We start from the raw sequence: 24,603 nt of genomic DNA, 5'->3' as shown, positions 1-24,603 counted from the left end.
TCAACGTATCGAAGCACACATGAAAATTTCACGCACCATCACGACAGTCGAAGTTCATACGGGCGGCGAGGCGTTCCGCATCGTCACGAGCGGCTTGCCGCGTCTGCCCGGCGACACCATCGTCAAACGGCGCGCATGGCTCGCGGACAATGCGGACGAGATTCGCCGCGCGTTGATGTTCGAGCCACGCGGTCATGCCGACATGTACGGCGGCTATCTCACCGAACCGGTGAGCCCGACGTCCGACTTCGGCATCATCTTCCTGCACAACGAAGGGTATAGCGATCACTGCGGTCATGGTGTGATTGCGCTTTCGACGGCGGCGGTCGAGTTGGGTTGGGTACAGCGGCAGACACCGGAAACACGCGTGGGCATCGACGCGCCTTGCGGCTTCATCGAAGCCTTCGTCGAGTGGGACGGCGAGCATGCGGGCAACGTGCGCTTCGTGAACGTGCCGTCGTTTATCTGGAAACAGGACGTTTCGGTGGAGACGCCCTCTTTCGGCACGGTGACTGGCGACATTGCGTTCGGCGGTGCGTTCTACTTTTACACGGACGGCGAGCCGCACGGTTTGCAAGTGCGCGAGTCCTCTGTCGAAGAGTTGATCCGCTTCGGCGCGGAGGTCAAGGCGGCGGCCAATCTGGCGTTCCCGGTACGGCATCCGGACATTCCGGAAATCAACCATATTTACGGCACGATCGTGGCGGCCGCGCCTCGCCACCCAGGATCGACCCAGGCGAATTGCTGCGTATTCGCCGATCGTGAAGTCGATCGCTCGCCCACCGGTTCGGGAACTGGCGGGCGCGTTGCCCAACTGTATTTGCGCGGTCTGATGGGCAAAGACGACACGCTGGTCAACGAGTCGATTATCGGCACTGTGTTCAAGGGACGCGTGCTGAGCGAAACCACGGTCGGCGACTTCAAGGCCGTGATTCCCGAAGTCGTCGGCAACGCATTCGTTTGCGGCTTCGCCAACTGGATCATCGACGAGCGCGATCCGTTGACGTATGGGTTTCTGGTTCGCTAACGTCGATCGCGCCGGTGCTGCACGAGCGTCTTCAACCGGTGGCCAGCGCCGACGCACCAAAGCAGGAATACAGCGCGCCCGGCCCCGGGTACACCTCGATGCAACCGCCCTCGCGCAGACTGGCTTCCGTAAAGCCGCCGCATAACACCCCGATGGTCCTCATGCCCGCTTTTTTAGCGGCCTGGGCATCGTAAGGGGTGTCGCCGATCGCGACCGCCTGCGCGGCCGGCATGTCCAGTTTCTTCAGCGCCGCCTGGAAGATATCGGGCGCAGGCTTCGATTGCTCCGCGTCTTCCGACGACGCGCTCACGTCGATCAACTTTGCGATGCCGGCCAGCTCGAGGTAAATCTCCAGTTCTTCCTGTTTCGCCGACGACGCCACCGCGATCTTCAAGCCGGCGTCCCGAACACGCCTGAACAGTTCCGGCACCGCCGAGAACGGCCGCAGCATCGGCAGATAAGTCGAACGAAACCGCTTCGAGCGCCACGTTTCCAGCGCTTCGCCGTAGTCCTGCTGCTGGGCGCTCGAAAGAAAAACGGGCAGCAGTTGATCGCCGCCTTTGCCGATCTGGCTACGCGCCTGTTCGAAGGTGACGGCGTGCCCGAATTGCGCGAACGCCTCGTGCCAGGCAAGGGCGTGCAGATCGACCGAATCGACCAGTGTTCCGTCGACGTCGAAGATAGCGGACGTAGTCATCGCGAGTTACTCCAGGAAGCGTGGTGGATGGAATTGCTCCCTCGGGGAGGCGCGCAAGGCACATGCCCGTCGCGCGAAGCCCGCCATGCCGTGGGTCAACTCGCCCAGTTCGCGACGTCTACAATCGCTTGCGCAAATGCGGCGGGCGCTTCCTGCGGCAGGTTATGTCCGACTCCCGGCACGACGCGGTTTTCATGGCGTCCCGTGAAACGCCGGAGCGCGCCGCGTCCCGCGCCGACTTGTGCGACGCCGTCCGCATCGCCTTCGATCGTGATAGCCGGTACGCCGATCGATGGCGTCGTGGCAAGGCGACGCTCCATTTCCTCGAATTGCGGGTCGCCGGCCGCGAGGCCGAAGCGGTGTCGGTACGAATGAATCACGACGTCGACGAAATCGGGATTGTCGAACGAGGCTGCCGACTTCGCATAGGTGGCGTCGTCGAAACGCCAGGTCGGCGACCACAGCGACCACAGCAGCCGGCAGAACTCGCGCCGGTTGTCGGCGAGCCCCGCGCGCCCCCGTTCGCCGTGGAAATAGTATTGATACCAAAGCCGATGCTCTTCCGCCGGGCTCCTGGGTTCGATGGCGGCGGCGATGTTCTGGATGGCATAGCCGTTGGCCGATACCAAAGCCGTGGCTCGCTCCGGGTAAAGCGCGGCCACGATGCATGCTGCCCGTCCGCCCCAGTCGTATCCGGCGAGCACCGCGCGCGCCAGGCCGAGCGCGTCGAGCAGTGCGATCACGTCCGCCGCCAATGCCGCCTGTTGCCCCGACCGGATGGCCGTGGGCGACACGAAGCGAGTCGGACCGTAACCTCGCAGATAAGGCGTAATGACGCGAGCGCCCGCGAGCGCGAGGCTCGCCGAGACTTCGTCGTACGCATGGATGTCGTAGGGAAAGCCGTGGAGCAGCAAGACCGGCCATCCCGACTCACTACCTTGCACGTCGTAACCGATAATGAGTCGGTCCGTTGCAATCGTCTTCAGCATGGGTTCCTCCAGAACGGAATGTCGCGGGCGCGATGTCGATGGTTCGCGTCGTTCCGTGAGGATAGCCTTCGATCAGAAATCTCGTGGAGCGATCCGGTCACCCTTCGGTGGCTCTCGCCGCACGCTGTGGCATCAGGACCAGACACAGGCCCATGAGGACGAGCAGGATCAACGATGCAAAGAGCCGGCCGACTTCCAGCCCGCCTTGCGCGAGCGGCTTGTCCAGAAAGTCGCCCAGCGTCGCGCCGAGTGGACGCGTGAGAATAAAGGCCGCCCAGAAAATCGCGGTGCGTGAGAGGGCCGACCAGTAATACGCGGCGCCCACGATCACGAGACCCGTGCCGAAGATCAGCGCGGCGTACTCGTACCCGAGCCCAAGACCTCCGCCATCCGAACCCGCGACCCAATCGCCGAGCGCGGTGCCGAGCGTTTGCGAAAACAGGATCGTGATCCAGTAAAACCATTCGGCCCTGGGCGTCGTCACGCTCGAGACGGCAATCGTGCCCTGCGAGCGATACCAGATACCGAGGCTCGCGAGCAGCAGCGCGGCGATGATGGCCACTCCGCCCGGATATCCCACGCCCATCGACCGGTCGAAGAAGTCGGCGAGCGTCGTGCCGAGTGTGGTGGTCGCGACGATAGTCGCCCAATAGAGAAAGGTATGAAACCGCCTGGCTTTAATCTGCCCAGTGACCAGTCCAATAAAAATAAGCGTGAAAATTAGCGAGCCGATCAGATAGCCGAGGTTCAACGACATCGTCACCCAATCACCACCGGTTTCTCCGAGCGTCGTCGCGGCAATCTTGACGATCCAGAATCCCAGCGTGACTTCCGGCACCTTACTGACGGCATGTTTGGCAATGTTGGATAGCCTGGTTTTCATCTTTTCTCCCTTTTAGATGCAATGGATTTCACGGGTCCACAGCTTCGCAGAGCGGAGATTAAGTGCCGCTTAAGGTCTGAGAATCTTCGTCGCTAACAAATCAATCCGCGAAAGATTCTGCTCATCATTAATTACATATTGCTGTCAATAGATTTGAGAACGGTTCTCACGATTTAAATAAAATAAAACCAATAATCCACTATAAATCAACAATTTATCAGGCTAATAAGCGTGATCTGACTCGAGCAAGTTTTCAATGAATGTTTACACTTTCATTTCCTATCATTACAATCCGACCGTGCAAATGAGAACGGTACGCATTTACATGAATTCAAGCTCCTAGCTGTCGCCACTGGCTCGCACTGCGATTCGTTTCGAGTCGCCCGGGACGTGCGCTCCCTTCTTCAACTTCATTTCAGACTCCTTATGTCCGCTCTTTTCCAGACGCGGCCGCGTGCACTCGCGTCCGTCGTCGCCGTTTATTGTTCGAGTTTTCTGATTCCGACGCTCGCCGTCGCCCAGTCGAGCGCGGTCGATAGCGCCGGCGTGCAGGCTCCGGCCTCGGCCGGCACGACCTTGCCTTCCGTGGTGGTTACCTCGTCCTCGGACATGCAGACCAAAAAGCTGCCGTCGTACAAGTTCACCGCACCGCTGCTCGACACACCCCGCTCCGTCACCGTAATTCCCGAGGAACTGATCCGCCAGACGAACGCCACGACCTTCGCGGACGCACTCAAAACCGTGCCCGGCATCACGTTTCTGGGCGGCGATGCGGCGGCCAATCCGTCGGCCGACCGGCCGGTCATTCGCGGCTTCGAGTCGCGCAACTCGATCTTCGTCGACGGCATGCGCGACGACGGCGTGCAGAATCGGGAGACCTTCGATATCGAGCAGATCAGCGTGATCAAGGGCCCGGATTCGGTGTATGCGGGCCGTGGCGCAGTGGGCGGCAGCATCGACATCGTTACCAAAACGCCGAAAAACGAGAACTTCGTCAACGGCAGTGTCGGCGTGGGTACCGACAGTTACAAGCGCATCACGCTCGACGCGAATCACCAGTTCAGCGACGACAATGCGGTACGCCTGAACGTGCTCGGCCACGACGCGGACCAGGCCGGCCGCACGGATGTGTACAGCAAGCGTTGGGGCATCGCGCCTTCGGTGGCGTTCGGCCTGAACAGTCCCACGACCGTCACGCTGAGCTATTACCACCTGAACAGCTACGACATGCCGGACTTCAGCGTGCCGTTCCGCTCGACGGGCGGCACACCCGCCAATGCCAGCCGCGGTCAGTTCTTCGGCCTGAACAACCGGGACTACCGGCGCGGCCAGACCGACACCGGCGAAGTGCGCGTCGAACACCGTTTCTCCGACGATCTGAAGCTGAAGAACACGACGATGTTCGGCCGCTCCACGCTCGACTACATCGCGACCAATCCGCAATTCCAGAACGCCACGTCCAATGTCATCAGTCTGCAGGCGAAGAGCGGCAACTACGCGACCAATAGTCTTGCGAATCAGACGGAACTGACCGGCAAAACAACACTGCTCGGCATGCAGCACACACTGACGGGCGGCGTCGAATTCAGTCACGAAAAAAGCCTGTACGAAGGCTATCTGGTCGCCGACAGCGCCGGCAACAATATTCGCTCGGGTGGCCCCTGCTCCGTCGCGTACAACTGCACGACGCTATCCGGCGGCTGGAACCCGGACAACCCGTGGACCGGCAGTGTGCTGCTCAACGGTGACAAGAGTTTTCCTGGCGCCGCCACGCACACGCAAACCAACATCGCCTCGGCATATCTGTTCGACAGCGTCAAGCTCGCCGAGCAGTGGGTATTCAACGCGGGCTTGCGTTTCGATCGCTACGACGTGACGGCGGTCCAGGCCGGCGCGCGCGATCTGACCAACAACGCGAATCTGTTCAGCTACCAGTTCGGGCTCGTCTTCAAACCGGTTCAGACAGTCAGCCTGTATACGTCGTACGGCACGTCGGCCAATCCGCCTGGCGCGAACGCGGGCATCGGCGGCGGCACTGACCAGCTGACGACGACCAATCAGGACCTGTCGCCGGAGCGTTCGCGCAACATCGAGGTAGGCGCCAAGTGGGATGTACTGGATCAACGCCTGTCGCTGACATCGGCGCTGTTCCAGACGGACAAGACCAATGCGCGCGTGAGCAACGGGCTGGGCGGAACGGTGAATGCCGGGTCGCAGCGCGTTCGTGGCGCGGAACTCGGGTTCGCCGGCAATCTGACCGGTAAATGGAGTGTGTTCGGCGGCTACTCGTATCTCGACGCGATCACGACCGACGCCGGCGCCGCCAACCGGACTGCATCGGGTCTGCCGATGGTGATGGTGCCCAGGCACAACTTCACGCTGTGGACCTACTACGACGTGCTGCCGCAACTGTCGATCGGCGGCGGCGCCACGATTTCGAGCCTGACGTATGCGGCGGTCGCCGCCACCTCGCGCAAATGGACGCCGGGTTATGCGCGTTTCGACGCGATGGCGACGTACCACGTGTCGAAGGCCATCGATCTGCAACTGAACGTGCAGAACATTTTCGACAAGAAGTATTTTTCGACGGCTTACCCGATCTATGCGACGTGGGCGCCGGGACGCTCGGCCATGTTGACGCTTAATTTTTATCAGTAAGCGAGGGAAACCCGCGGCTCGCCGTGCTTATCGTCGCGGCGGGCTTTTCAAGCGCACACCCGCTTTCCGGCAGGCCGAACAGATGCCGAACAACACCAGTTGCCGTCCCGACAGCGTGAAATCGCGCGAGTCGACGATCTCTTTCTGACGCGCTTCGATGGCGGTGTCGAAGAACTCGTCGATATCGCCGCACGCGGTGCACACGAGGTGGTCATGCGGCTTGCCGTCATTGAGCTCGTAGACCGTGCGTCCATCACCGAAAGCCACCGACGACAGCAGCCGCGTATCGACGAGTTGCGCCAACACCCGGTAGACCGTCGCCATGCTCATCACTCGCTCCTCTCCGTTCAGCAGCTTGTAGATTTGCTCGACGCTGAAGTGTTCGTGAGCATGAGCCCGGAAGTACTCCAGCACCATTGCGCGGGGCGAGGTGGGTCGCAGGCCGACCCGCTCCAGAAGTTTATGAGTGTGCATGGACTCGATCGCAGTGGACACACCGTGGCCAATCACCCGCGCCGACTGCTGTGTACAACAAGGGATGGGAGGGAAATTCTCGAAGTATGCGAGCGACCTGCTTAAGGGAAGCTTAAGCGTCTACGGCGGGGCCGCTGCTGACGGTTCCATTACGGCCGGCAAGCACGGCCGGCAAGCACGAACGCTCTGCCGGTCAAACGCAGATGAAGCACGACGAGCCAGCCGCGCGGACAATCTTCCGCAATCGACACAATGCACGTTTGCCCCACCTCGGGCGTCGCGTGACCGCTCTGCAACGCACATTGGAACGCGGCGTTCGAGCACTCCCGGATAACGACCACACCGGCGACAATCACGATGATCGCCAACAGCCGGAACGGCGCTGTGCCGAACCACTGCCCGGAGACGTGGAGTACCACGATGGTGAGACCTACGACGATCTGCGCGCTCACGGCGGTAAGCGATGCCGCGAGCAGATGGGCTCGCAAGATGTCGAGAGTGGCTGGCTTCATGGCTTGGGCTCGTGGTCTGACGAGTGGCCCGACGCGTGTCTAATGTCGGGCAGCGCGTTGGTGAGAGACCATCTTAATGAGCCAGGCTGAGGGCAACCTGAAGCCGGTTGAGAACGCGAATCACGCGCTGCCGGTGACTTCGCCGGCAGTGAAGCCGGAAAGCGATACGGTCAGGCCCGTGGCACCCACGTTGTTGCGTAACGACAGTTCCACCCGATGCCGCCCGGCGATGCGCGAAACGATCGCGAGCCCCAGTCCGCTGCCCTCGCCTCGCGCCTCCTCGCCGCGATAGAAGCGGTCGAAAACACGTTCGATTTCCGACTCTGGAATGCCGGGTCCGGTGTCCACCACGTCAAGACCGACGTGTCCCGCCGAGCGCCGCAGCACCACGTCGACCCGTCCGCCGGGAGGCGTATGACGAATCGCGTTGTTGACGAGGTTGTTCAGCAGCACGCTCATGCCATGCGGTTCCGCCAGCACCGTGTAAGCATCCGAAGCGTCGGCGGATGCTTCGCATTCGAGTCCGAGATCGATCGAGCGGGTTTCGGCGACCAGCGAAAGATCGCCGACGACCTGCTCGGCGGTTCGACGCAGGCTCATCGGCACCATCGTCGTGAGAAGATGCGCATCTTCACGGGCCAGCGTCAGCAACTGCTGCACGAGGTGGATCATCCGGTTCACACGCCCCTCGACGCGCTCCAGTGTCTGGCCCTCGCCTTTCAACGACCCATCGCGCGACGCCGCCTGAATCTGCAGTTTCAGCGCCGCGAGCGGCGAGCGCAATTCATGGGCGGCATCGGCAATGAAGGTCCGCTGTGCATGGGTCGCCGTGCTCAGACGTTGCAGCAGATCGTTGAGCGCTTCCACGAGCGGCCGGATTTCCACGGGCACCGACCCGTCGAGCCGCAAGGGTTCCAGCGAATCGATGGAGCGCGTCGACAGCGTGCGCGACAGACTGCCGATCGGCGCGAGGCCGCGCGCGACGACCAGCAGCACGAGGACGATCGTAATGGGCACCAGAATGGCGAGCGGCCACAACGTATGTAAGGCCAGTTGCAGCGCAAGGTCTTCCCTGACCGAAACCGGTTGCGCCACCTGGACATAGCGGCCGGCTTGCTGAACGCCGAACGTGCGCCAATGCGCGCCGCCCCGCTCGACCGTATCGAAGCCGGGCGCGAGCCGCGGCAGCACCGGCGACTGCGCGGGATGGTAGATGAGTTCGCCCGCGCGGTTCCAGATGTCGATGACGATGCGGTCGTCGGCCAGATCGCCGAAATCGGGTGTCTGCGATTCCCGGCTGCCGCCGCTCGCGACGCCGGACGGTAACGACAGCGCGACGGTGCGCAACTCGTAGTCGAACAGTTCGCCCGCTTCGACGCGTGCCGTGTGGAAAATACCGTAAGCCGCGACCAGCGAGGCCGCCGCCAGACCGAAGATCAACCAGCCCAGCAGCCAGCGTCGAATCGACGTCATCAGCACCTCTTCAGGCGATAGCCGACGCCGCGCACGGTCACGACCTGGTCTGCACCGATCTTGCGGCGCAGGCTATGCACGTGCACCTCGATCGTGTTGCTGCCCACTTCCTCGCCCCAGCCATAAAGCTTCTCTTCCAGTTCGGCTTTGGTGAACACGCGGGTGGGCTCTTCTATTAGCGCCTGCAGCAGCGCGAATTCGCGTGGGACCAGCGGCATCGGCACACCGTTCTTCGCGACATCGTGCGCCGCCGGATCGAGCGTCAGTTCGCCGTGCGCATAGACCGGCTGCTTCTGGCCGGTCCGTCGACGCAATAGCGCGCGAATGCGGGCCGCCAGTTCGTCGAGGTCGAAGGGTTTGATCAGATAGTCGTCGGCGCCGGCGTCCAGTCCGCGGATGCGCTCCTCGACCGCATCGCGCGCAGTCAGGATGATGACCGGCGCGGCACCGCCGTTCTTGCGATACGTGTTCAGCACGTCGATGCCGTCCCGTTTCGGCAAGCCCAGATCGAGCAGGACGAGGTCGTACACGCCATTGCCCAGCGACAACTCCGCGGCGCGGCCGTCGTTCGCCCAATCGACCGCATAGCCCGCGCGACGCAGCGCACCCGACACGGACTCGGCGATCATCTCGTCGTCTTCGACCAGCAACAGACGCATGGCGCCTCCCCCTTATACATTGGCCATCGTGGCCCGTGCATTTTGCAGGTCAGAAGCTTAACGCTTCCTTAGCAACGTTCCGCGTTTCTCAGGCGGCGTCGGGTCGCCGCACGCGTTCATAGACGATCATTGCGCCATAAACCAGACCGGCCGACACGCTCATCAGTCCGCAAAAACCGACGAGGCCGAGCGCCCAGCCTTGTGCCGCAATCACGATCCACGCGGTGGATACCAGCGCGGACCATCCGGCGAGCCGCAACGCGCGAATCTGAGTTGGCGACAGGCGACGCGTGAACAGCGCCGCCTGGTGTCGCTCCATCGCGAGCGCGAGACAGGCGAACGCGACGATGCACAGCAAAGTGGTCACGGGACGCATCAGACGCTTTCCTCGCTGTACTGCCGCGCGGTTTTATCGTTTGACGACGCAGGCTTGAGCGGCTTGGGCCGCCCCGCGTGACGCGTCACCCGCAAAGCGAGCGCCGCATGCAGAAGCGCGGCGGCCCACATCATCAGGTCGAAGCCGACGAACACCCAATCGCCGTCCATCACACTGCGCCAGAGCGGACGTTGTGTGGTCAGTGCATTGAGTACCGGCAACAGGGCCAGCAGCGCGGCGGCGATCCACAGCAATTCGATCCACGCGCGCTTCGCAGGTCGCAACACCGCATACAGCAGCGTCACGCCCCAGACGATGAAGAACACGTTGTTCTCGGCATCCGCGCGATCGGCAAGCGCCGTCGGCAGCAAGCGGTTGCCCCAGAGAAAACCGGTCATCGCGATAGACAGCCCGGCAATGCTAGCGATGTTCAGCCGCTCGACCAGCCGGAAACCGATATGCGGCTTGTGCGGATCCGCGAGTTTCTGACGGCGTTTGACAGTCCACATGACGAGGCCTGTGCCCACCATCGCAGTGCCGCCGAGGCTGGTGAGAAAGTACAGCCAGCGCAATTGCAGATCGCTGAAGCGTCCGAGATGCAGCGCATACAGTACGCCGCGCGTTTCGGCCGCGGCCCCCACGCCCTCTTTCACTTCCAGCAGCTTGCCGTTGGTCCCGTCGAACAGCAGGTATTGCGGACTCATCGACACGCGCGAGGCTTCGCCGCGTCCAATCGCAACCCGCGCGTTGGCGTCGCCACCTTGCGTGACCGTCACGCGCGCGACGTTACCGCGGCCCCAACGCGCTTCGGCCTCACGCACCATCACGTCGACCGGCGCCAGCGGCGCCGCGATATGCGCGGGCTTGCCCGGCTGGATGAACGCGCTCATCTGCTCGCTCATTGCCTGCCGTTGCGCGGGCGTTTTGACGGCGATCTGCGAACCCCACGGCACGTACATCGCCATCAGCGTGACAAGCCCGGTATAGGTGATCATCAAATGAAACGGCAAACCGAATACCGACAGCGCGTTATGCGCATCGAGCCACGAGCGCTGTCCCTTGCCCCAGCGGAACGTGAAGAAGTCGACGAAGATTTTCTTGTGCGTGATGACGCCGCTGATAATCGCCACCAGCATGAACATTGCCGCGAGTCCGGCCAGCAGGCGGCCCCATAGCACCGGCAAATAATAGAACTGGAAGTGGAAGCGATAGAAGAAGTCGCCGCCCAGCGTATCGCGTGCGACGACTTTCTCGCCGGTCGACGGATCGAACGTGGCCGACTCGAACATCCGCTGTCCTTTCGCGCTGCTCGCGCCCGGCGTGCGCCAGAACGCATCGACCACGCTCCTGCGCGCGGTCGGCAATTCGAAGCTCCACTGCGGCGAGCCGGCCGCGAGCGTCGACAGCGTGAGGTTGACGCGCTGGGCGACCTCCGCGAGATCGGGCATCGTCTGCACGTGCGGCAGTTCGGGACGCATCCATTGCGAGGTCTCGTCCCTGAAATAGCTGACGGTGCCGGTCAGGAACATCGCGTAGAGCACCCAGCCGAGCAGCAGCCCGGCCCACGTATGCAACCCGGACATGGTCTGGCGGATGCCGCGCGGCGGCGGTTCGGGAGGAATCGGGCCAATCATGCCGCGGGCCCTCCCGCCGCTGCCGTCCATACCGGCCATGCCGCGAGCAGCAAGGGCACAGCGGCGACCAGCAGGCCGAGCCAGGCGCGGCGCGCGCTGCGCACCGCGAACACCCAGATCACCGCGCACGCATAGACGATGAAACTCGCCAGCATGCCCGTGACGACGGCCTGCGTGCGGTCGATGGGAAGCGCGAGTGCCGCGACGCTGGCCAAGGCCGCCAGCCCGTAACCGCCGAGAACGGCGGCGGCGATACGCGACACCAACGGAACGATGTTGCGACGACGTGTGAGCGCGGTGCTCATCGGCCCGAGCCCCGTCGCCATGACGACGGGGACGATAAGTTGCTCTGCATGACTCGGATAACGAAGGGAAAGATAGGAAAAGCCCTCTGCCATTACAAACGCAGATGCGAATCGTTCGCAATTATACGCAGATGTTTAAATGCCGACAGACAGAAAGTTCCGCTGCCCCGTCGTGCAAGACGGTGGGATAGGGTTTGCGACGATGCGATAGCGGTGAAGCTGGAGTCGGGATCGACCCGCTCAACCCGCATCCGCCAGCATCGACTGCCGGCACGCCGCGGCGCTGCAACGGCACGCGTACTGACTGCGCACTTCGTCGTCGAGCGGAAGCTCGGTTTCCAGCAGGTATTCGATCAGCAATTCTTCGCCGACCTCGATTGCTCGCAACGTGTGAATGAAGATACGACCCGCTTCTTCGATCGTCTCGCAGTTCGGCACGCAGGCGTGATTCAGCCAGCGCGCACTATTGCCGCCGCGGCTGCCGTCGATCACGGTGCCGTCGGACAACCCGAACAGAAACGTGTGCCCGGCCACGCCTTCACGGCGATGACGGCGCACGGCGACCCGCCACGCGGTGATCTCGCCTTTGTATTCGAGCACGCGTTCGCCGGGACCAAGCGGCTGCATGGCGAACACACCTTTGCCATGAATGGACGAGCGCCGGACGACCACGCGTCGCATACCGTTCCTTGAAGTGGAGTGGCGCCAGTATAAGAGCGCCAAATTTCCTAAGACGCTGTTTTCGCGGAAGACGGCGCCCCGGGCTGGCGATCCGCGAGGTCTTCGAGCATCGCCTCCGACGGCACGAAGAACAGGCCGCCTGTCACCGCGCGGCTGAAGTCGAGCAGACGGTCGTAGTTGCCCGGCGGCCGGCCGACGAACATGTTCTCCAGCATCTGTTCGATCGGCGCGGGCGAGCGTGCATACCCGATGAAAAACGTGCCGAACTCCCCCGACCCTGGCCGCCCGAACGGCATGTTGTCGCGCAGGATCTTGATCTCCTCGCCGTTTTCTTCGAGCGTGGTCAGCGAACTGTGCGACGAACTGGGCTTTACCGATTCATCGAGTTCGATATTGTCGAGCTTGGTGCGGCCGATAATGCGTTCCTGCATTTCGACGGGCAGCTTGTTCCAGCCCGTCATATCGTGCAGATACTTCTGGATCAGCGCATAGCTGCCGCCCGAGAATTCCGGATCTTCCTCGCCGATCACCGTGAACAGCACCGCCTCCCGCCCGCTCGGATTCTCCGTGCCGTCGACGAAACCGACCATGCTGCGCTGATCGAAATAGCGGAACCCATGCACTTCGTCCACCGCGGTGACCGTCGAGCCGAGCCGTTTCATCAGATGCGTGGCGAGTTCGAAACACAGGTCCATCTGATCCGCGCGGATATGCAGCAGGATGTCGCCGGGCGTCGCCTTCGCGTGGCGCTCGCCCGCGCCGAACTCGCGAAACGGATGCAGCCCGGCTGGCCGCGTGCCGCCGAAGACGGCGTCCCAGGCGTCGGATCCGAAGCCGCAGATACATGACAAACCCGCGTCCGGTATGCGTTTGGCGACCGCCCGCACGAGGTTGCCCACGTCGGCGCACCAGGCGCGCACGGTGTCGCGGCTCGCCGCGTCCGGCCCAATGGTGGCGACGATGAAGATGGCGCTTCGTTTGACCTGGGTGGAAACGGCCTGCGAGTCGGGGGTAATGGCGGCTGGAATGGGCGTGTCGGACATGGAGACAGTGTGTATAGGGGTGTCGGGGCAAGCGCATATATAACCCGAAGCGCAAGGGATTGCGAGACTCGGTCAAAAGTAAAACCGGTTATAAAAAGTGAGTCATCGTGAAACTCGCGTTGAGCGCCTTCGAGAAAACCGCCATTTCCGGGTAAAAAATGCTTTCGGATTTAGTTAGTGAAGCTATCTATAAAACCAGATTTTCCCGATACTTTTTTTTACATTTTTCCCGATTTTTACCGTTACCTCTCTGCTTAAAATTCGATGCAATGTAAATCAGAATGAACAAGAAAAATGACTCATAAAAGACTTCCACGGTGGGTTGAACTGGAATACGGCAAATCGACGTCATCACTGCGTCCCGGCATCGCGCGAAACCCGAGTCGCACACCTTTTCGCGCGCGCTCTTCATCCTGCTTTCTTTCCGATACGCGTAAGGATCCCGCCGTCTAGCCACGAGGCTTCGCGGCGCGCCGCCATTCACTTCGAGCGGCGCATTCCATAACGGCCAGGGCGCGGGCAGACGCTCGAGCGTACTCGCGTCCCGCGCATCAATCGGGATCCACTGTCCATGAACGAACTTTTCCGGCCGCGTCTGTCCGCTTTCTTCGCTGGTACGCTGGTGACTGCGCTCGCATCCGTGCCTCTTGCCGCCGACGCGGCGCCTGCCGACCTCGCCGCCGGCTTCGCTCGACTCGGCCAGAGTGTGATCGAAACCCGTACGGTGACGCTCAGGGAACTCGGTCTGCTGAGCAGCGTGACCCTGACCGCCCCCGACACGCGCCGCGAGTTCTTCCTCCCGGTGCCGGCCGATGTGCCGATCAGCGACGCCACGCTGCAATTCGACGGCGCCTACGTGCGCGGCGACGGCGGCCGCACGACGATGCTGCTCTCGCTGGACGGCGCGCCGGTCGTGTCCCGCTCGTTCACGCAGCCCAACGGCGGCGCGGCGGTGAGTATCGGCGTCGACGGTGCGCCGCGTGCGGCCGGTTACGTGCGTCTGGGCCTCGGCTTCTCGTCGGTCATCAACGACAACGTTTGCACCGATCAGACCGCGATCGGCAACGTGCTGCGCGTCGATCCGTCCACGCGTCTGTCGTACCGCTTCAATCCCGCCGATGTGCAGGACCTGCGCACTGCATGGAGCGCACTGCCCTACGCGCCTTTGCTGGCCATCGCGGGACCGCGTCTGGACGCGGCGTCGCTCGATACCGCGTGGCGCACCGACGCGCTCTTGCAACGCGACGGCAAACGCCCGGTCGTGCAGACGCTGCCGGCTGTCGGCGATACGGTCGAGTCTGGGACGATCGAGGTGCCTGCCGCGTTGCGCGGGGTGCCCGCTTTCGATGCGTTGGCGAATGCGTTGGCGAATGCGTCGGTTAATGCTTCGGCTAATGCTTCGGCTACCGCTTCGACTACCACCTCGGCACCCGGCGGCCGGCACACGATCGCCAACGCAGCGGAACTTGGCGCACTCATCGCGCTCGCCCCCCGCAGCGTATTCGGCCCCGACGTGGTGGTTGCGGACGACAGCTTGCGCCACTCGCTGAACACCGCGCTCGATGCGTTGCGAGCGCAACTTGTTGGCAGCGGCGCGACACCACCCGCGCTGAGTGCGTTCGACGACTGGCGCAGCCGCACGGCCGGCCCGCTGACCCAACCGCTCGCGCCAGGCGAGGCGCGGGTCGCGCATCTCGGCGGACGCGCGGTGCTGGTAGTCGGCGACAACCAGGGCGCCGCCGTGCTCGGCCGAGGCTGGCGGCCGATCGACGTGTCGAGCCAGGTGGTCGTGCATCAGATCGATCCGGGCGCCCGCACGCACGGCAATACGATTGCGCTGGCCGATCTGGGGGGCGACCCGCGCAGCGTCGACGTCCACGACACCGCCTCCTGGGAAGCGAGCTTCGACATGGCCGCGGCGTCCGGCAACGGCCAGTTGCCCAAGGAGGTCGTGCTCGATCTGGCCGCGTCGCCGACGCTCTCCAACGGCGGTGCGACCGCCACGGTGTATTTCAACGACGTGATGATCGGCGCGAAACTGCTCGACGTCGACGGCCGGCGCCAGCGGCTCGAACTTGCGATTCCGCGCTATGCGCTCGCGCGCACCAACAATCTGCGCGTGACGTTCCGGCGTCAGCCGGATGCGGGTTGCCAGGCGCGTCAGGCTTACCCGGTAGCGGTGTTGCCGAGCAGCTATCTGTTGCTCGCCGAGGCGACGCCCGACAACGACTTCGTCGGCATGGCCGCGCGCTATGCGTCGGCGGCGACGGTCATCGTGCCGCAGGCCTATCTCGACGACGCCGTGCACAGCATTCCGCGTCTTGCCACGCTCACCGGGGCCGCCGGCATCGCGCCGATGGCCGCGAAGTTCACGGTGGCCGCCAACGACGCGAGCCCGCGTCCGGACAGTCCATTCCTCGCGGCCGACATCGGCGTGGCCGACGAGAAGAACCACGTGGCGTTTTCGAAGGATCGTCTGGTGCTGAGTTCGGCGGCCGGCGACAAACTCATCGACGTATCGGGTCTGAGCAAGCTCGCGGTGCTGAGCGTGGCCACGTCCGGCGAGCAAAGCGGCATCGTGTATCGCTCGACCGGCAACGAGCCGGTGCTCACCGACAAGCTGCAACTCGCACGCGGCGATATCGCCGTGGTGGATGCGAGCGGCGTGCTCAAGCACTTCGACACCGTGCATCCGGACGACCTGAGCGCGGGCGGCGTGTCGAGCACGCAATGGGTGACACGGCACTGGGCGCGCTGGGGCATTCCGGGCGTGCTGCTGCTTCTGCTGGTCGTGCTGATCGTGTTTGCGCAGCGCGCACGCCGCAAGCACCGGAAAGAGCCGTGATCGTCGCCACGCTGAAGTGGTACGGCAGCGTCCTGCTCGCGCAGTATTACCAGTCGCTCGAACATGTCGCGACGATCGTCGCGGCGATCATTCTGGTCTCGAGCCTCGACGATCTGTTCATCGATCTCTGGTACTGGGTGCGCGAGGCCGTGCGCCATTACACGGTCGAGCGCCAGAACCGGCCGCTGACGCTCGCCCAACTGCAGGCGCGCGACGAACAGCCGATTGCGATCATGGTGCCGGCGTGGCAGGAGTACGACGTGATCGCCGCGATGCTCGAAGACATGGTGCGAGTGCTCGACTATCGCGCCTACACGGTGTTCGTCGGCACCTATCAGAACGATGCGCAGACCATCGCCGAAGTGGAACGCATGCGGCATCGCTACAAGCATCTGCATCGGGTCGAAGTACCGCACGACGGCCCTACCTGCAAGGCCGACTGTCTGAACTGGATCGTGCAGGCCATCCTGCGCTACGAGTTCGAAGCCGGCACCGAGTTCGCCGGCATCGTGATGCACGATAGCGAAGACGTGCTGCATCCCGCGGAACTGAAGTTCTTCAACTACCTGCTGCCGCGCAAGGACATGATCCAGTTGCCGGTGGCCTCGCTCGAACGCGAATGGTACGAACTGGTGGCGGGCACCTACATGGACGAATTCGCCGAGTGGCACGCGAAGGATCTGGTGGTGCGCGAGAGCCTGGCGGGCACGGTGCCGTCCGCGGGCGTGGGCACCTGCTTCTCGCGGCGCGCGATGCTCGCGCTGGTGGAAGAAACCCAAAGCCAGCCGTTCAACACCGAGAGTCTTACCGAGGACTACGACGTCGGCGCGCGCATCGGCCGGCTCGGCATGCAGTCGATCTTTCCGCGCTTCCCGGTGCAGTTCTCGACGCGGCGGCGCACGTGGTTCGGACTCGGCGCCGAACGCGAGATCGTCGTGACCATGCCTTTATGCGTGCGCGAATTCTTTCCCGATACGCTGCGCACCGCATACCGGCAGCGGGCCCGCTGGACGCTCGGCATCGGTCTGCAGGGCTGGAAGCAGACCGGCTGGAGCGGGTCGCTGGCGAATCGTTATCTGCTGTTGCGCGACCGCAAAGGCGTGGTGACCGCGTTCATCGGCATGCTCGCGTATCTGCTCGTGCTGCAGTTTCTGCTGTTCGCGGTCGCGTCGTTTTTTGGCCTGACGCCCGACCTGTTTCCGTCGCCGTTCATTGATTCGACGTGGACGCAGTTTCTGCTGGCCGCGAATTTCGTGTCGCTCGCGCTGCGCGTGGTGCAGCGGATCATCTTCACGACCCGGCTGTATGGATGGGAGCACGGCGTGCTCTCCGTGCCGCGCATGGTGATTGGCAACTTCATCAATTTTCTGGCGGTGTTTCGTGCGTGGCGGCTGTTTCTGATTCACGTGGCAACCGGCAAACGTCTCGCGTGGGACAAGACCATGCACGATTTTCCGAGTGCGGACGGGTTGCGCAACACGCGGCAGAATCTCGGCGAACTGCTGGTGTCCTGGCAGGCCATCGACGAACAGAAACTCGCCATCGCGCTGCGCGAGGAGCATGCGCGCGAAGCGCCGCTCGGTCGCGTCCTGATGGCGCGCGGCTGGCTCGACGAGGAAACGCTTGCGGAAGCGATCGCGTTCCAGACCGACCTGCCGCGCGGCCGTTTCGATGCGGCGCGCTTCGAGCGCGCGCTGCCCGGCTTGCCCGCCGATCTGCTGGTGCGGGCGCGCGCGCTGCCGCAAGGGGAAGACGACAACGGCCACGCGCTGTTCGTCGCCGCCAGCCTGCCCGACGACGCCACGCTCGATGCGCTGCACGCAGCGAGCGGGCGGACGGTCGTCATGCACATCGTGCGCGAGAGCGAGGTGACGGCGGGCTTGCGGTTGTTGCGGCGTGTGGATGCGGCTGCCGCTGCCGCCACGGAGGACGGTGCAGGTGACGACGCCATCGCCCCGCCGCCGACTCCCTACGACGCCGACGCGCCCGCCGAAGTGCTGATGCGCGGCGTGCCCCTGCTCGGCGATCTGCTGATCGAACTCGGACTCGTCACGCGAGCCCGCTTCGATGCGGCGTTGACCAGCTACCGTCCCGAGCGCGATGGCCGCATAGGCGATTACATGGTGGCGCGCCACGTCATCTCGCGCGATGCGTTGAATCGTGCGATGGCGGAGCAGCAACGCCTGCATCGCGAACAGACGGAGCGTCGATGAAACCTCTACGCCCCAAGCGTTTTGCAACCCGTTTCGCAACGCATGCCGCGCTCATGTCGGGGATCGCGCAGCGGCCTCGCCTCACCCGCACGGCTTACTGGACGATGGCCACGCTCTGCGCGCTGTCCGCCGTCAACGCCGCTCATGCCGACGAAAACCTGCCGCTGCCGCTGGCGGGCGCGCCCTATCGCGTCTCCCAGCAAGCGTACGCGGCCTATGACGCGCATCGCTACGCCGAGAGCGCGACGATCGCGCGCGAAGCGATCCGGCAACGCCCCGATCTGGTCGAGTTGCGCCTACTGCTGGCCAATGCGCTGGCAGCGGGAGGCCAACGTGCAGCCGCGCGGCGTGCGCTGTCGGATGCGATCGCCGAACTCGGACCACGGGCCGCGCTCGTCGAGCGGCGGCATCAGATCGACACGCTGATCGCGGGTGGCGACGACGGCGAACTCGGCCCGCTCGACGGTCCCGCGTTCAAGGCGGCGCGCAGCGCTTATCGGGCGTATGGCGAGAAAGACTACGACACCGCGATCGCCGACGCGAACGAGGCGCTGCGCCTCGCGCCCGGCGCGCAACGCGTGCGTTATCTGCTGATCGATGCGCTGATCGCCACCCGTCGCGATGCCGAGGCCTATCGGCAAACGCTCGAGGCGACGCACCGCTTCGGCGATAACGACGCGCTGCGCTCGCGGCGCGTGGTGATCGGCGGGCGGCTGGCGCAGGCCGCGTCGCGCGATGCGGCGAGCGCCCGCGAAAGCGGCGATCTCGTCGACGCTACGCGGCTCGCGCAACAGGCGGTGGACGAGGCCCCCGCACAGATGAATTTCCGGCTGCAACTCATCGACCTGCAGTTCGCGCAGAACGACCTGGCCGGCGTCGAAGCGAGCGCGACCGGCGCCCTCACGCAGGACGCCCGCAACGCGATGGCGTGGACACTGCGCGGCTACGCGCGTGCCGCGCAGCGGCGCGCCGGCGCGGACGACGACTTCGCCCATGCGCTGGCTATCGGCGACGCCACGGTAAGCGAGGCAAGCGAGGCCGCCGGGGCAAACGCGACATCGGCCGGTTCACGCCAGGCAACCGGCACCTTGCCGACCGCTACAGCCAGAACAAGAGAAGCACGCGTGACGCGCGCGATCATCGCCGATGTGTGGATTGCCGCGGGCCGCCCGCAAGCCGCGCTCGATCTGCTGGAACCGCTCGCCGACCGGCGCGACGACACCGATGCGATGCTCGCGCTACGACGCTTTCGGGCCCGACGTGCGATTGCGGCGGTCAATGGACACGAGGGTCACGAGGGTCACGAGGGTCACGAGGGTCACGAGGGACATGAGGATCACGAGGATCACGCGGCACTCGCAACGAGCGCAGTGACCCTCGGCCCCGCCACCCGCCCGGTATTCGACTGCCGCGCCGACCAGTACGGCGCCGCCTGCGATGTCTACGCCGGCGACCCCGGCTTCGACGCGGCGCGCGAAGCGCGTCTCGCGAGCAGCCGGGGCGAGCATGCCGCGGCGGTCCGCTCCGCACGCGCGGCCTCCGACGCCGCACCCGACGACCCGCAGCATCGCGCGGAACTGATCGACGCGCTGGTCGCCGACGGCGACCAGCAAGCCGCCGCCCGCGTCGCGCGGGAAGCGATCGACGCGGGTCTGCTGGACGGCTTGACCGATGTAGAAGCGGGATTCATCGCCGAGCGCGCCGGCAACGGCCAGCTTGCGCTGCACTACTTCGAACGCGCCGACGCAGCCGGCCGTCTGCCGCCCGAGGCGCTGGCGGGGATGGGCTACGCGTCCCTGCGCGCTCACCGGAATCGCCAGGGCGCGGCTTACCTCGAGCGCGCGATCGATGCCGGCACGCATCCCGCCGACGGCGAAACCGCGGCGACGCCGCAAGCGCTTGCCGACGAGCGCGCCGCTCATGCGGAAGCGACCCGCAACTGGGGCTTCACGGCGTCGGTCAATTACCGCAACGGCGGCGCGCCATCGGGCATCGTGGCCAGCCCCGTGCCCGGCGAAGCCAACAACTGGCAGGCCGGCACCGAAGCGTACTGGCGTCCGTTCGGCAGTCTCGGCGAGCGCAGTGTCGAACTGTACGCGCGCAGCTACGAGAGCTTCGCCGTGAAAGGCGACAATCCGTCCGGCGTGCAAACCTTGCAGACCGCGCTCGGTGCGCGGGTCAAACCGTTCAGTTCGGTCGATGCCGTGTTCGCGTTCGAACGGATCCTGCCGATCGGCTCGGCGGTTCGTGCGGACTGGCTCGCGCGCGCCGCGTGGTCGGACGGCTTCGGCACCGCGTTGCGCACCGACCGGCCGAGCTGGTGGACCGGCGTCGCCTATGGCGAGGTGGGCCGTTACCTCGAACATCCGTCGACCTATGCGACGTTCAACGCGCGGCTCGGGCGCACTTACCGGCTCGATTCGATCAGCCCGGCGCTGACCGTGTTTCCGCATCTGGTGATCGGCGCGGACTACGACTCGTCGATCGACCGGAGCGTGCCGACCGGCATCGGCGCGGGCGTCGCCACGCGCTACTGGTTCCGCGGCGGCCCCTACGACGCGCCGCGCTCGTTCGTCGATCTCACGCTACAGTACCGCCTGCGGCTGGCGGGCGATCAGCGCGCACGGGGGGTGTTTTTCGGGGCGGTGTTTTCATGGTGAAAGATGGGCCGGGACGCAGGTTCGCAACGCTCGGCCGCTTCGCGGTCGCGCTGTTCATGGTGTCCTCGCTTTCGGTGTCGCCCCCCCTGCTGGCGTCGGCACACGCGCAAACCGGCAAGCTGGTGGATGGCGTCGTCTGGCAGCCCGACAACGCGCATGCCGATCCGCATGGAAGCTGGCAGCGTCTTGGCGCTACCGAACTGCTCGTGCAATGGACCGCGGTGGATGGCGTCGCTTTCGTCTCCGGCGCGGGTGGCGCACTGCATGCGGCACCGCGTCAGCCGGACTGGCCGCGCATCGCCGCCGAGCCGTGGGCGCGCGACGTGATCGTCGGACTAGCGGGGCGTTTCAGCGAAACCGCCGCGCGCAGCGACACCAGGGCGCTGCTGGCCGAATCGCGGGAGCTGGTCGCGGCCCGGCCGCCGGTTCACATCACGGGCTGGTATTTCCCGGTGGAAATCGATCCGACGTGGAAAGACGCGAGCGCGTTGCGCCCGATACTCGATGCGCTGCCGCGGCCGCTATGGATCAGTGTGTACGACCGCGCCAACGTGGGCGGCACGGCGCTCGCCGGGTGGCTGGCCAGATGGCTGCCGCGCGATGTCGGCGTGTTCCTGCAGGATGGCGTGGGGACCTACGCGCGCGAGCCACGTGTGGCCCGCCAATACGCGGATCAGTTGACGGCGGCGCTCGGCAAAACGCGCGTGCGGGTCATTGCCGAGGCATTCCGGCCGATGCCGGGCGGCGGCTTCCGGGCCGCGACCGTGGACGAACTCAGCGCGCAGCTGGCGCTGTATCGCGGCTACCGGGTCTATCTTTTCGATGGTCCGCACTATGTGTCGGACGCGCTGGTGAATGGCCTGCTCGAGCGTCGTGCTGCCCAAACCGGCATTCAGCCGTATTGATTCGGGCTTACCCGCACCCGTTGTCTTTTAAAAATTGGCCCCGCCGACCTACCTGTTACTTGCTGCCTTTCCTGCCGCCCTGCCCGCTTGACTTGCCTTACTTGCCGACACCCGGCCGAAGCGCCATCCAACGGCGAGTGGAACGCGCTCTGGCCGCAAACGGCGTTTGTCCCGGCTGCTCGTCACGCAGCGTGGCGCCGCGGATGAACAGGATCGCGCAAACCGCGACCATGGCCCAGATACACAGAAAAACGGTCAAAGCGTTCATGTCGATCTTCAGAATGTTGCAGAACGGTGCGGCCTCGCCGCGTATCAGTGCCGGGTGCCAGGCGTTTCGTCGAGCAACATCGCTTCGATCAAACCGGTGGTCACCGCCAGTTGCGCCTGCAGCACCACGCGGGCAGCGCTGGCGCCGGCCGCGTCGCCGCGAGCAACGGCGGCGTGCGTCTGCATGGCGAGCCGCAACACCGACTCCGACGCGAGATGCAGGCCGCGCATGCTGTCCGGGGCGTCGCTTGCCGCACAGGCCGACACTTCCAGCAAACCCAGATCCAACCGACGGTTTTTATCGTGATCAACAGACATTTGAAACTCCCTGCTCGATTGGCGTACTGCCAGTGTGCACCTGCGGTCCGGCTATCAATTGGTCGAATAGAAGCCAAATCCGCGCTTATACCGTCGCGTCGCTGCGCAGCGGGGCCCTGGGCGCTCCCAGGTTGAGTTCGGTCAAGAGCTTGACCCTATCCGCCGCGTGGCTTTGCCGGCCGATCCGGCCGCTTACACTCCGCAGCGGTCTTTCGAGGGAAACCGCCTTTCGAGGCACCCCATCCCTCGATTTTTCGCCTGCCGCTCCCCCGGGCGGCAGGCTTTTTTTCATCCTCCCCGATGGCCGGACACGGCGCCCGAGCCGCCCCGTGCAGCGGGGGCGCCGCAATCAATCCAGTATCGAGAGCAGTTCGGTGACACTCACGTCCGGCAATCGCCTCGCGATCATGTCCCAGAAAATCGCGTCGTGCATAGCCCTGGCATCTTCCGCACTCTTCCAGGCCCGCGCGCCGACCAGCGTATCCGCCGTCTCGCTGGCCGCCTCGACAATCTGTTTCAGGTCTTCGATATGCATAAAAGCGTTAACGGCCCCGTTGCCCCTTTTTTTAGGTGCTCGCAATCGTTTGCTCGACATTTCCCCTCTTCTTTTCGAACCACCGAATCTTTCGCGGTATTTTTTTAGCTGCGCGATGCGTAATTATCATGCCACGAATGTTTAAATTTCTATTTCAGGCATTGGTTCTGGCATTACCAGAAATTAGCTCGGCGACTCGTCTCGAATTCATAAAAATATTACATTATTCGCTTGCCGAAGTCTCTTGAGTGTGAACCCGAAGCCCAGCCCGCATGCGATACGCGCTGCCGGATTCATCTGGGTCGCGTTCGGCCAATGTGTTGGTTAATTCGGCCATGTAATAATGAATCGAGAACGATTTGCGTAGCATGCTTCAACAACAAAAACGACATAGGGTCTCAACCGGAGACTTTGCAGGCCATTACATTTCGGGGAAATTCAAATGGAACTGGTACATACACGGTCAATCGGACCGCGCCACGGTCTCATGCCGACGACGAAGTCCTCGTCCACGCAAATGAATTCGATGACACGTGTCGACATCGCACTCTTCAACGGTTTTGCGCTGCCCAAAATCGCCGCGCTCATCGAGATATTCCACAAGGCCAATGCGCTGAGCGCGTCGCAACGCGGCGGACGCGCGCGTTACGACGTCTCGCTGCTGTCGGCCGCCGGTGGACGGATTGCCAGTTCGTCGTCGATGTTCGTCTGGACCGACAGCGTCGAGTCGCATCGCGGCACCAACGACACGCATCTGCTGTTCATCGCCGGTGGGTCCGGCGTACAGCACGCGCGCCGCGACGACCGGCTCGCGACCTGGCTGCGCCGTCGTCACCCGTTCAGCGAGATCGTTCATCCGATCGCCGAAGGGCGCGACCTGCTCGAGGCCGCGGGATTGCCGAGCCGCTATTGTCCGTTGCTCTACACCGAAGAGCGCCGCGCCGGCTGGTCGCTTAGCGATGCGCCGGCGGCCGTGGCCACCGCGCTGCGCATCATCGAGGAAGACCTCGGCGCGGAGCTCGCCCGTCAGGTCGCCGACTCGGTCGCGCCGCAGACGGCCTCGCCGTTCGGCGTGTCGATCGTGCACAGCCCGACCCCGCAGGTCAGCGAGAAGATTCTCGCCTCCGCGCGCTGGCTCGAGGCGAACGTCGACCGCCCTGTTTCCATCGACGCCGCCGCGCAGGTCGCCGCCATGAGCGAGCGCAATTTCCTGCGCCGCTTCAAGAGCGAGATCGGCATGACGCCATCGGACTATCTGTTGCGCGCACGACTGAATCTGAGCTGCCGGATGCTCGTGGAGTCGCGGCTGCCCATCGACAAGATCGCGCGCCGCTGCGGCATCGGCAGCGGCGGCCAGCTCGCGAAGCTGTTCAGAAAGTATCTCGCCACCACGCCGACCGACTACCGGCTGCGCAAGGAAACGCCGCCGGACGCTCTGTCGTGATCGCA

Annotated in this window: 22 protein-coding genes; 7 read left to right on the top strand and 15 right to left on the bottom strand. The window is 64.1% G+C overall.

The genetic code is table 11. From position 1 onward, the window contains the following. The first annotated feature begins 19 nt into the window (after positions 1 to 19). Positions 20 to 1,027 (top strand): trans-3-hydroxy-L-proline dehydratase, encoded by a 1,008-nt coding sequence (gene lhpH / locus FQ746_RS05570; RefSeq protein ID WP_144107919.1) that lies wholly within the window; start codon positions 20 to 22, stop codon positions 1,025 to 1,027. A gap of 31 nt (positions 1,028 to 1,058) precedes the next feature. On the opposite strand, the gene FQ746_RS05565 is transcribed toward lhpH, so the two are convergent. From FQ746_RS05565 to FQ746_RS05555, 3 genes are all read right to left on the bottom strand, one after another. Further along, positions 1,059 to 1,724 (bottom strand): HAD family hydrolase, encoded by a 666-nt coding sequence (locus tag FQ746_RS05565; RefSeq protein WP_144107918.1) that lies wholly within the window; start codon positions 1,722 to 1,724, stop codon positions 1,059 to 1,061. A gap of 95 nt (positions 1,725 to 1,819) precedes the next feature. Continuing rightward, positions 1,820 to 2,713: an alpha/beta fold hydrolase gene (locus tag FQ746_RS05560; RefSeq protein ID WP_144107917.1), complete on the bottom strand. Its 894-nt coding sequence runs from the start codon at positions 2,711 to 2,713 to the stop codon at positions 1,820 to 1,822. Between the two features lie 97 nt (positions 2,714 to 2,810). Next, positions 2,811 to 3,596 carry a hypothetical protein gene (locus FQ746_RS05555; protein ID WP_144107916.1) on the bottom strand — a complete coding sequence of 262 codons (786 nt, stop codon included), beginning with the start codon at positions 3,594 to 3,596 and terminating at the stop codon, positions 2,811 to 2,813. A gap of 426 nt (positions 3,597 to 4,022) precedes the next feature. On the opposite strand from FQ746_RS05555, the gene FQ746_RS05550 reads away from it, so the two are divergent. After that, positions 4,023 to 6,254 (top strand): TonB-dependent receptor, encoded by a 2,232-nt coding sequence (locus FQ746_RS05550; protein ID WP_144107915.1) that lies wholly within the window; start codon positions 4,023 to 4,025, stop codon positions 6,252 to 6,254. A 27-nt stretch (positions 6,255 to 6,281) separates the two neighbouring features. Here the strand turns inward: FQ746_RS05550 and FQ746_RS05545 are convergent, their stop codons facing one another. From FQ746_RS05545 to FQ746_RS05505, 9 genes are all read right to left on the bottom strand, one after another. Then, positions 6,282 to 6,728 (bottom strand): Fur family transcriptional regulator, encoded by a 447-nt coding sequence (locus tag FQ746_RS05545; protein ID WP_144107914.1) that lies wholly within the window; start codon positions 6,726 to 6,728, stop codon positions 6,282 to 6,284. Positions 6,729 to 6,877: 149 nt separating this feature from the next. Continuing rightward, positions 6,878 to 7,240, bottom strand: coding sequence for a hypothetical protein (locus FQ746_RS05540; RefSeq protein WP_144107913.1), 363 nt, complete (start codon positions 7,238 to 7,240; stop codon positions 6,878 to 6,880). Positions 7,241 to 7,360: 120 nt separating this feature from the next. After that, complete coding sequence (locus tag FQ746_RS05535; RefSeq protein ID WP_144107912.1) at positions 7,361 to 8,713, bottom strand: ATP-binding protein; 1,353 nt, start codon at positions 8,711 to 8,713, stop codon at positions 7,361 to 7,363. Beyond that, positions 8,713 to 9,372, bottom strand: a complete 660-nt coding sequence (locus FQ746_RS05530; RefSeq protein ID WP_144107911.1) for a response regulator — start codon at positions 9,370 to 9,372, stop codon at positions 8,713 to 8,715. The genes FQ746_RS05535 and FQ746_RS05530 overlap by 1 nt, the downstream gene beginning before the upstream one ends. Before the next feature lie 88 nt (positions 9,373 to 9,460). Next, entirely contained in the window at positions 9,461 to 9,748 is a 288-nt protein-coding gene (locus tag FQ746_RS05525) for a DUF3325 domain-containing protein (RefSeq protein WP_144107910.1), read from the bottom strand. Then, positions 9,748 to 11,382, bottom strand: coding sequence for a PepSY-associated TM helix domain-containing protein (locus FQ746_RS05520; RefSeq protein WP_260853902.1), 1,635 nt, complete (start codon positions 11,380 to 11,382; stop codon positions 9,748 to 9,750). The genes FQ746_RS05525 and FQ746_RS05520 overlap by 1 nt, the downstream gene beginning before the upstream one ends. Continuing rightward, positions 11,379 to 11,687: a DUF3649 domain-containing protein gene (locus FQ746_RS05515; protein WP_144107909.1), complete on the bottom strand. Its 309-nt coding sequence runs from the start codon at positions 11,685 to 11,687 to the stop codon at positions 11,379 to 11,381. The genes FQ746_RS05520 and FQ746_RS05515 overlap by 4 nt, the downstream gene beginning before the upstream one ends. Positions 11,688 to 11,927: 240 nt before the next feature. Continuing rightward, entirely contained in the window at positions 11,928 to 12,368 is a 441-nt protein-coding gene (locus FQ746_RS05510; protein WP_144107908.1) for an SET domain-containing protein, read from the bottom strand. 47 nt (positions 12,369 to 12,415) lie between these two features. After that, a complete protein-coding gene (locus FQ746_RS05505; RefSeq protein WP_186310649.1) occupies positions 12,416 to 13,411 on the bottom strand; it encodes a Dyp-type peroxidase in 996 nt (331 codons plus the stop codon). Positions 13,412 to 13,982: 571 nt separating this feature from the next. Here FQ746_RS05505 and FQ746_RS05500 point away from each other — a divergent pair. Genes FQ746_RS05500 through FQ746_RS05485 form a run of 4 tightly spaced genes read left to right on the top strand, consistent with a single transcriptional unit; the run spans position 13,983 to position 22,034 of the window. After that, complete coding sequence (locus tag FQ746_RS05500) at positions 13,983 to 16,256, top strand: cellulose biosynthesis cyclic di-GMP-binding regulatory protein BcsB (RefSeq protein ID WP_144107907.1); 2,274 nt, start codon at positions 13,983 to 13,985, stop codon at positions 16,254 to 16,256. After that, on the top strand, positions 16,253 to 18,469 hold the full coding sequence (locus tag FQ746_RS05495; protein ID WP_144107906.1) for a glycosyl transferase family protein: 2,217 nt from the start codon (positions 16,253 to 16,255) through the stop codon (positions 18,467 to 18,469). Before FQ746_RS05500 ends, FQ746_RS05495 begins: the two co-directional genes overlap by 4 nt. Then, positions 18,466 to 21,129: a bacteriophage N4 adsorption protein A gene (locus FQ746_RS05490; protein ID WP_260853901.1), complete on the top strand. Its 2,664-nt coding sequence runs from the start codon at positions 18,466 to 18,468 to the stop codon at positions 21,127 to 21,129. The genes FQ746_RS05495 and FQ746_RS05490 overlap by 4 nt, the downstream gene beginning before the upstream one ends. Then, a complete protein-coding gene (locus FQ746_RS05485) occupies positions 21,123 to 22,034 on the top strand; it encodes a hypothetical protein (RefSeq protein WP_144107905.1) in 912 nt (303 codons plus the stop codon). Before FQ746_RS05490 ends, FQ746_RS05485 begins: the two co-directional genes overlap by 7 nt. A gap of 97 nt (positions 22,035 to 22,131) precedes the next feature. Here the strand turns inward: FQ746_RS05485 and FQ746_RS34710 are convergent, their stop codons facing one another. The 3 genes from FQ746_RS34710 to FQ746_RS05475 form a co-directional block, all read right to left on the bottom strand. Further along, a complete protein-coding gene (locus FQ746_RS34710) occupies positions 22,132 to 22,302 on the bottom strand; it encodes a hypothetical protein (RefSeq protein ID WP_186310647.1) in 171 nt (56 codons plus the stop codon). A gap of 44 nt (positions 22,303 to 22,346) precedes the next feature. Next, complete coding sequence (locus FQ746_RS05480; RefSeq protein WP_144107904.1) at positions 22,347 to 22,619, bottom strand: hypothetical protein; 273 nt, start codon at positions 22,617 to 22,619, stop codon at positions 22,347 to 22,349. A gap of 349 nt (positions 22,620 to 22,968) precedes the next feature. After that, the gene (locus FQ746_RS05475; protein WP_260853900.1) at positions 22,969 to 23,214 is read right to left on the bottom strand and encodes a hypothetical protein; all 246 of its coding nucleotides are present in this window, start codon (positions 23,212 to 23,214) and stop codon (positions 22,969 to 22,971) included. A 382-nt stretch (positions 23,215 to 23,596) separates the two neighbouring features. On the opposite strand from FQ746_RS05475, the gene FQ746_RS05470 reads away from it, so the two are divergent. Next, complete coding sequence (locus tag FQ746_RS05470; RefSeq protein ID WP_409932366.1) at positions 23,597 to 24,598, top strand: GlxA family transcriptional regulator; 1,002 nt, start codon at positions 23,597 to 23,599, stop codon at positions 24,596 to 24,598. Positions 24,599 to 24,603: the final 5 nt, after the last annotated feature.

Source organism: Paraburkholderia sp. BCC1886 (assembly GCF_900996245.1).
Lineage (GTDB): Bacteria > Pseudomonadota > Gammaproteobacteria > Burkholderiales > Burkholderiaceae > Paraburkholderia.
Note: the sequence above shows the minus strand (reverse complement) of the source record. Positions and strands in the feature narration are given on the sequence as shown.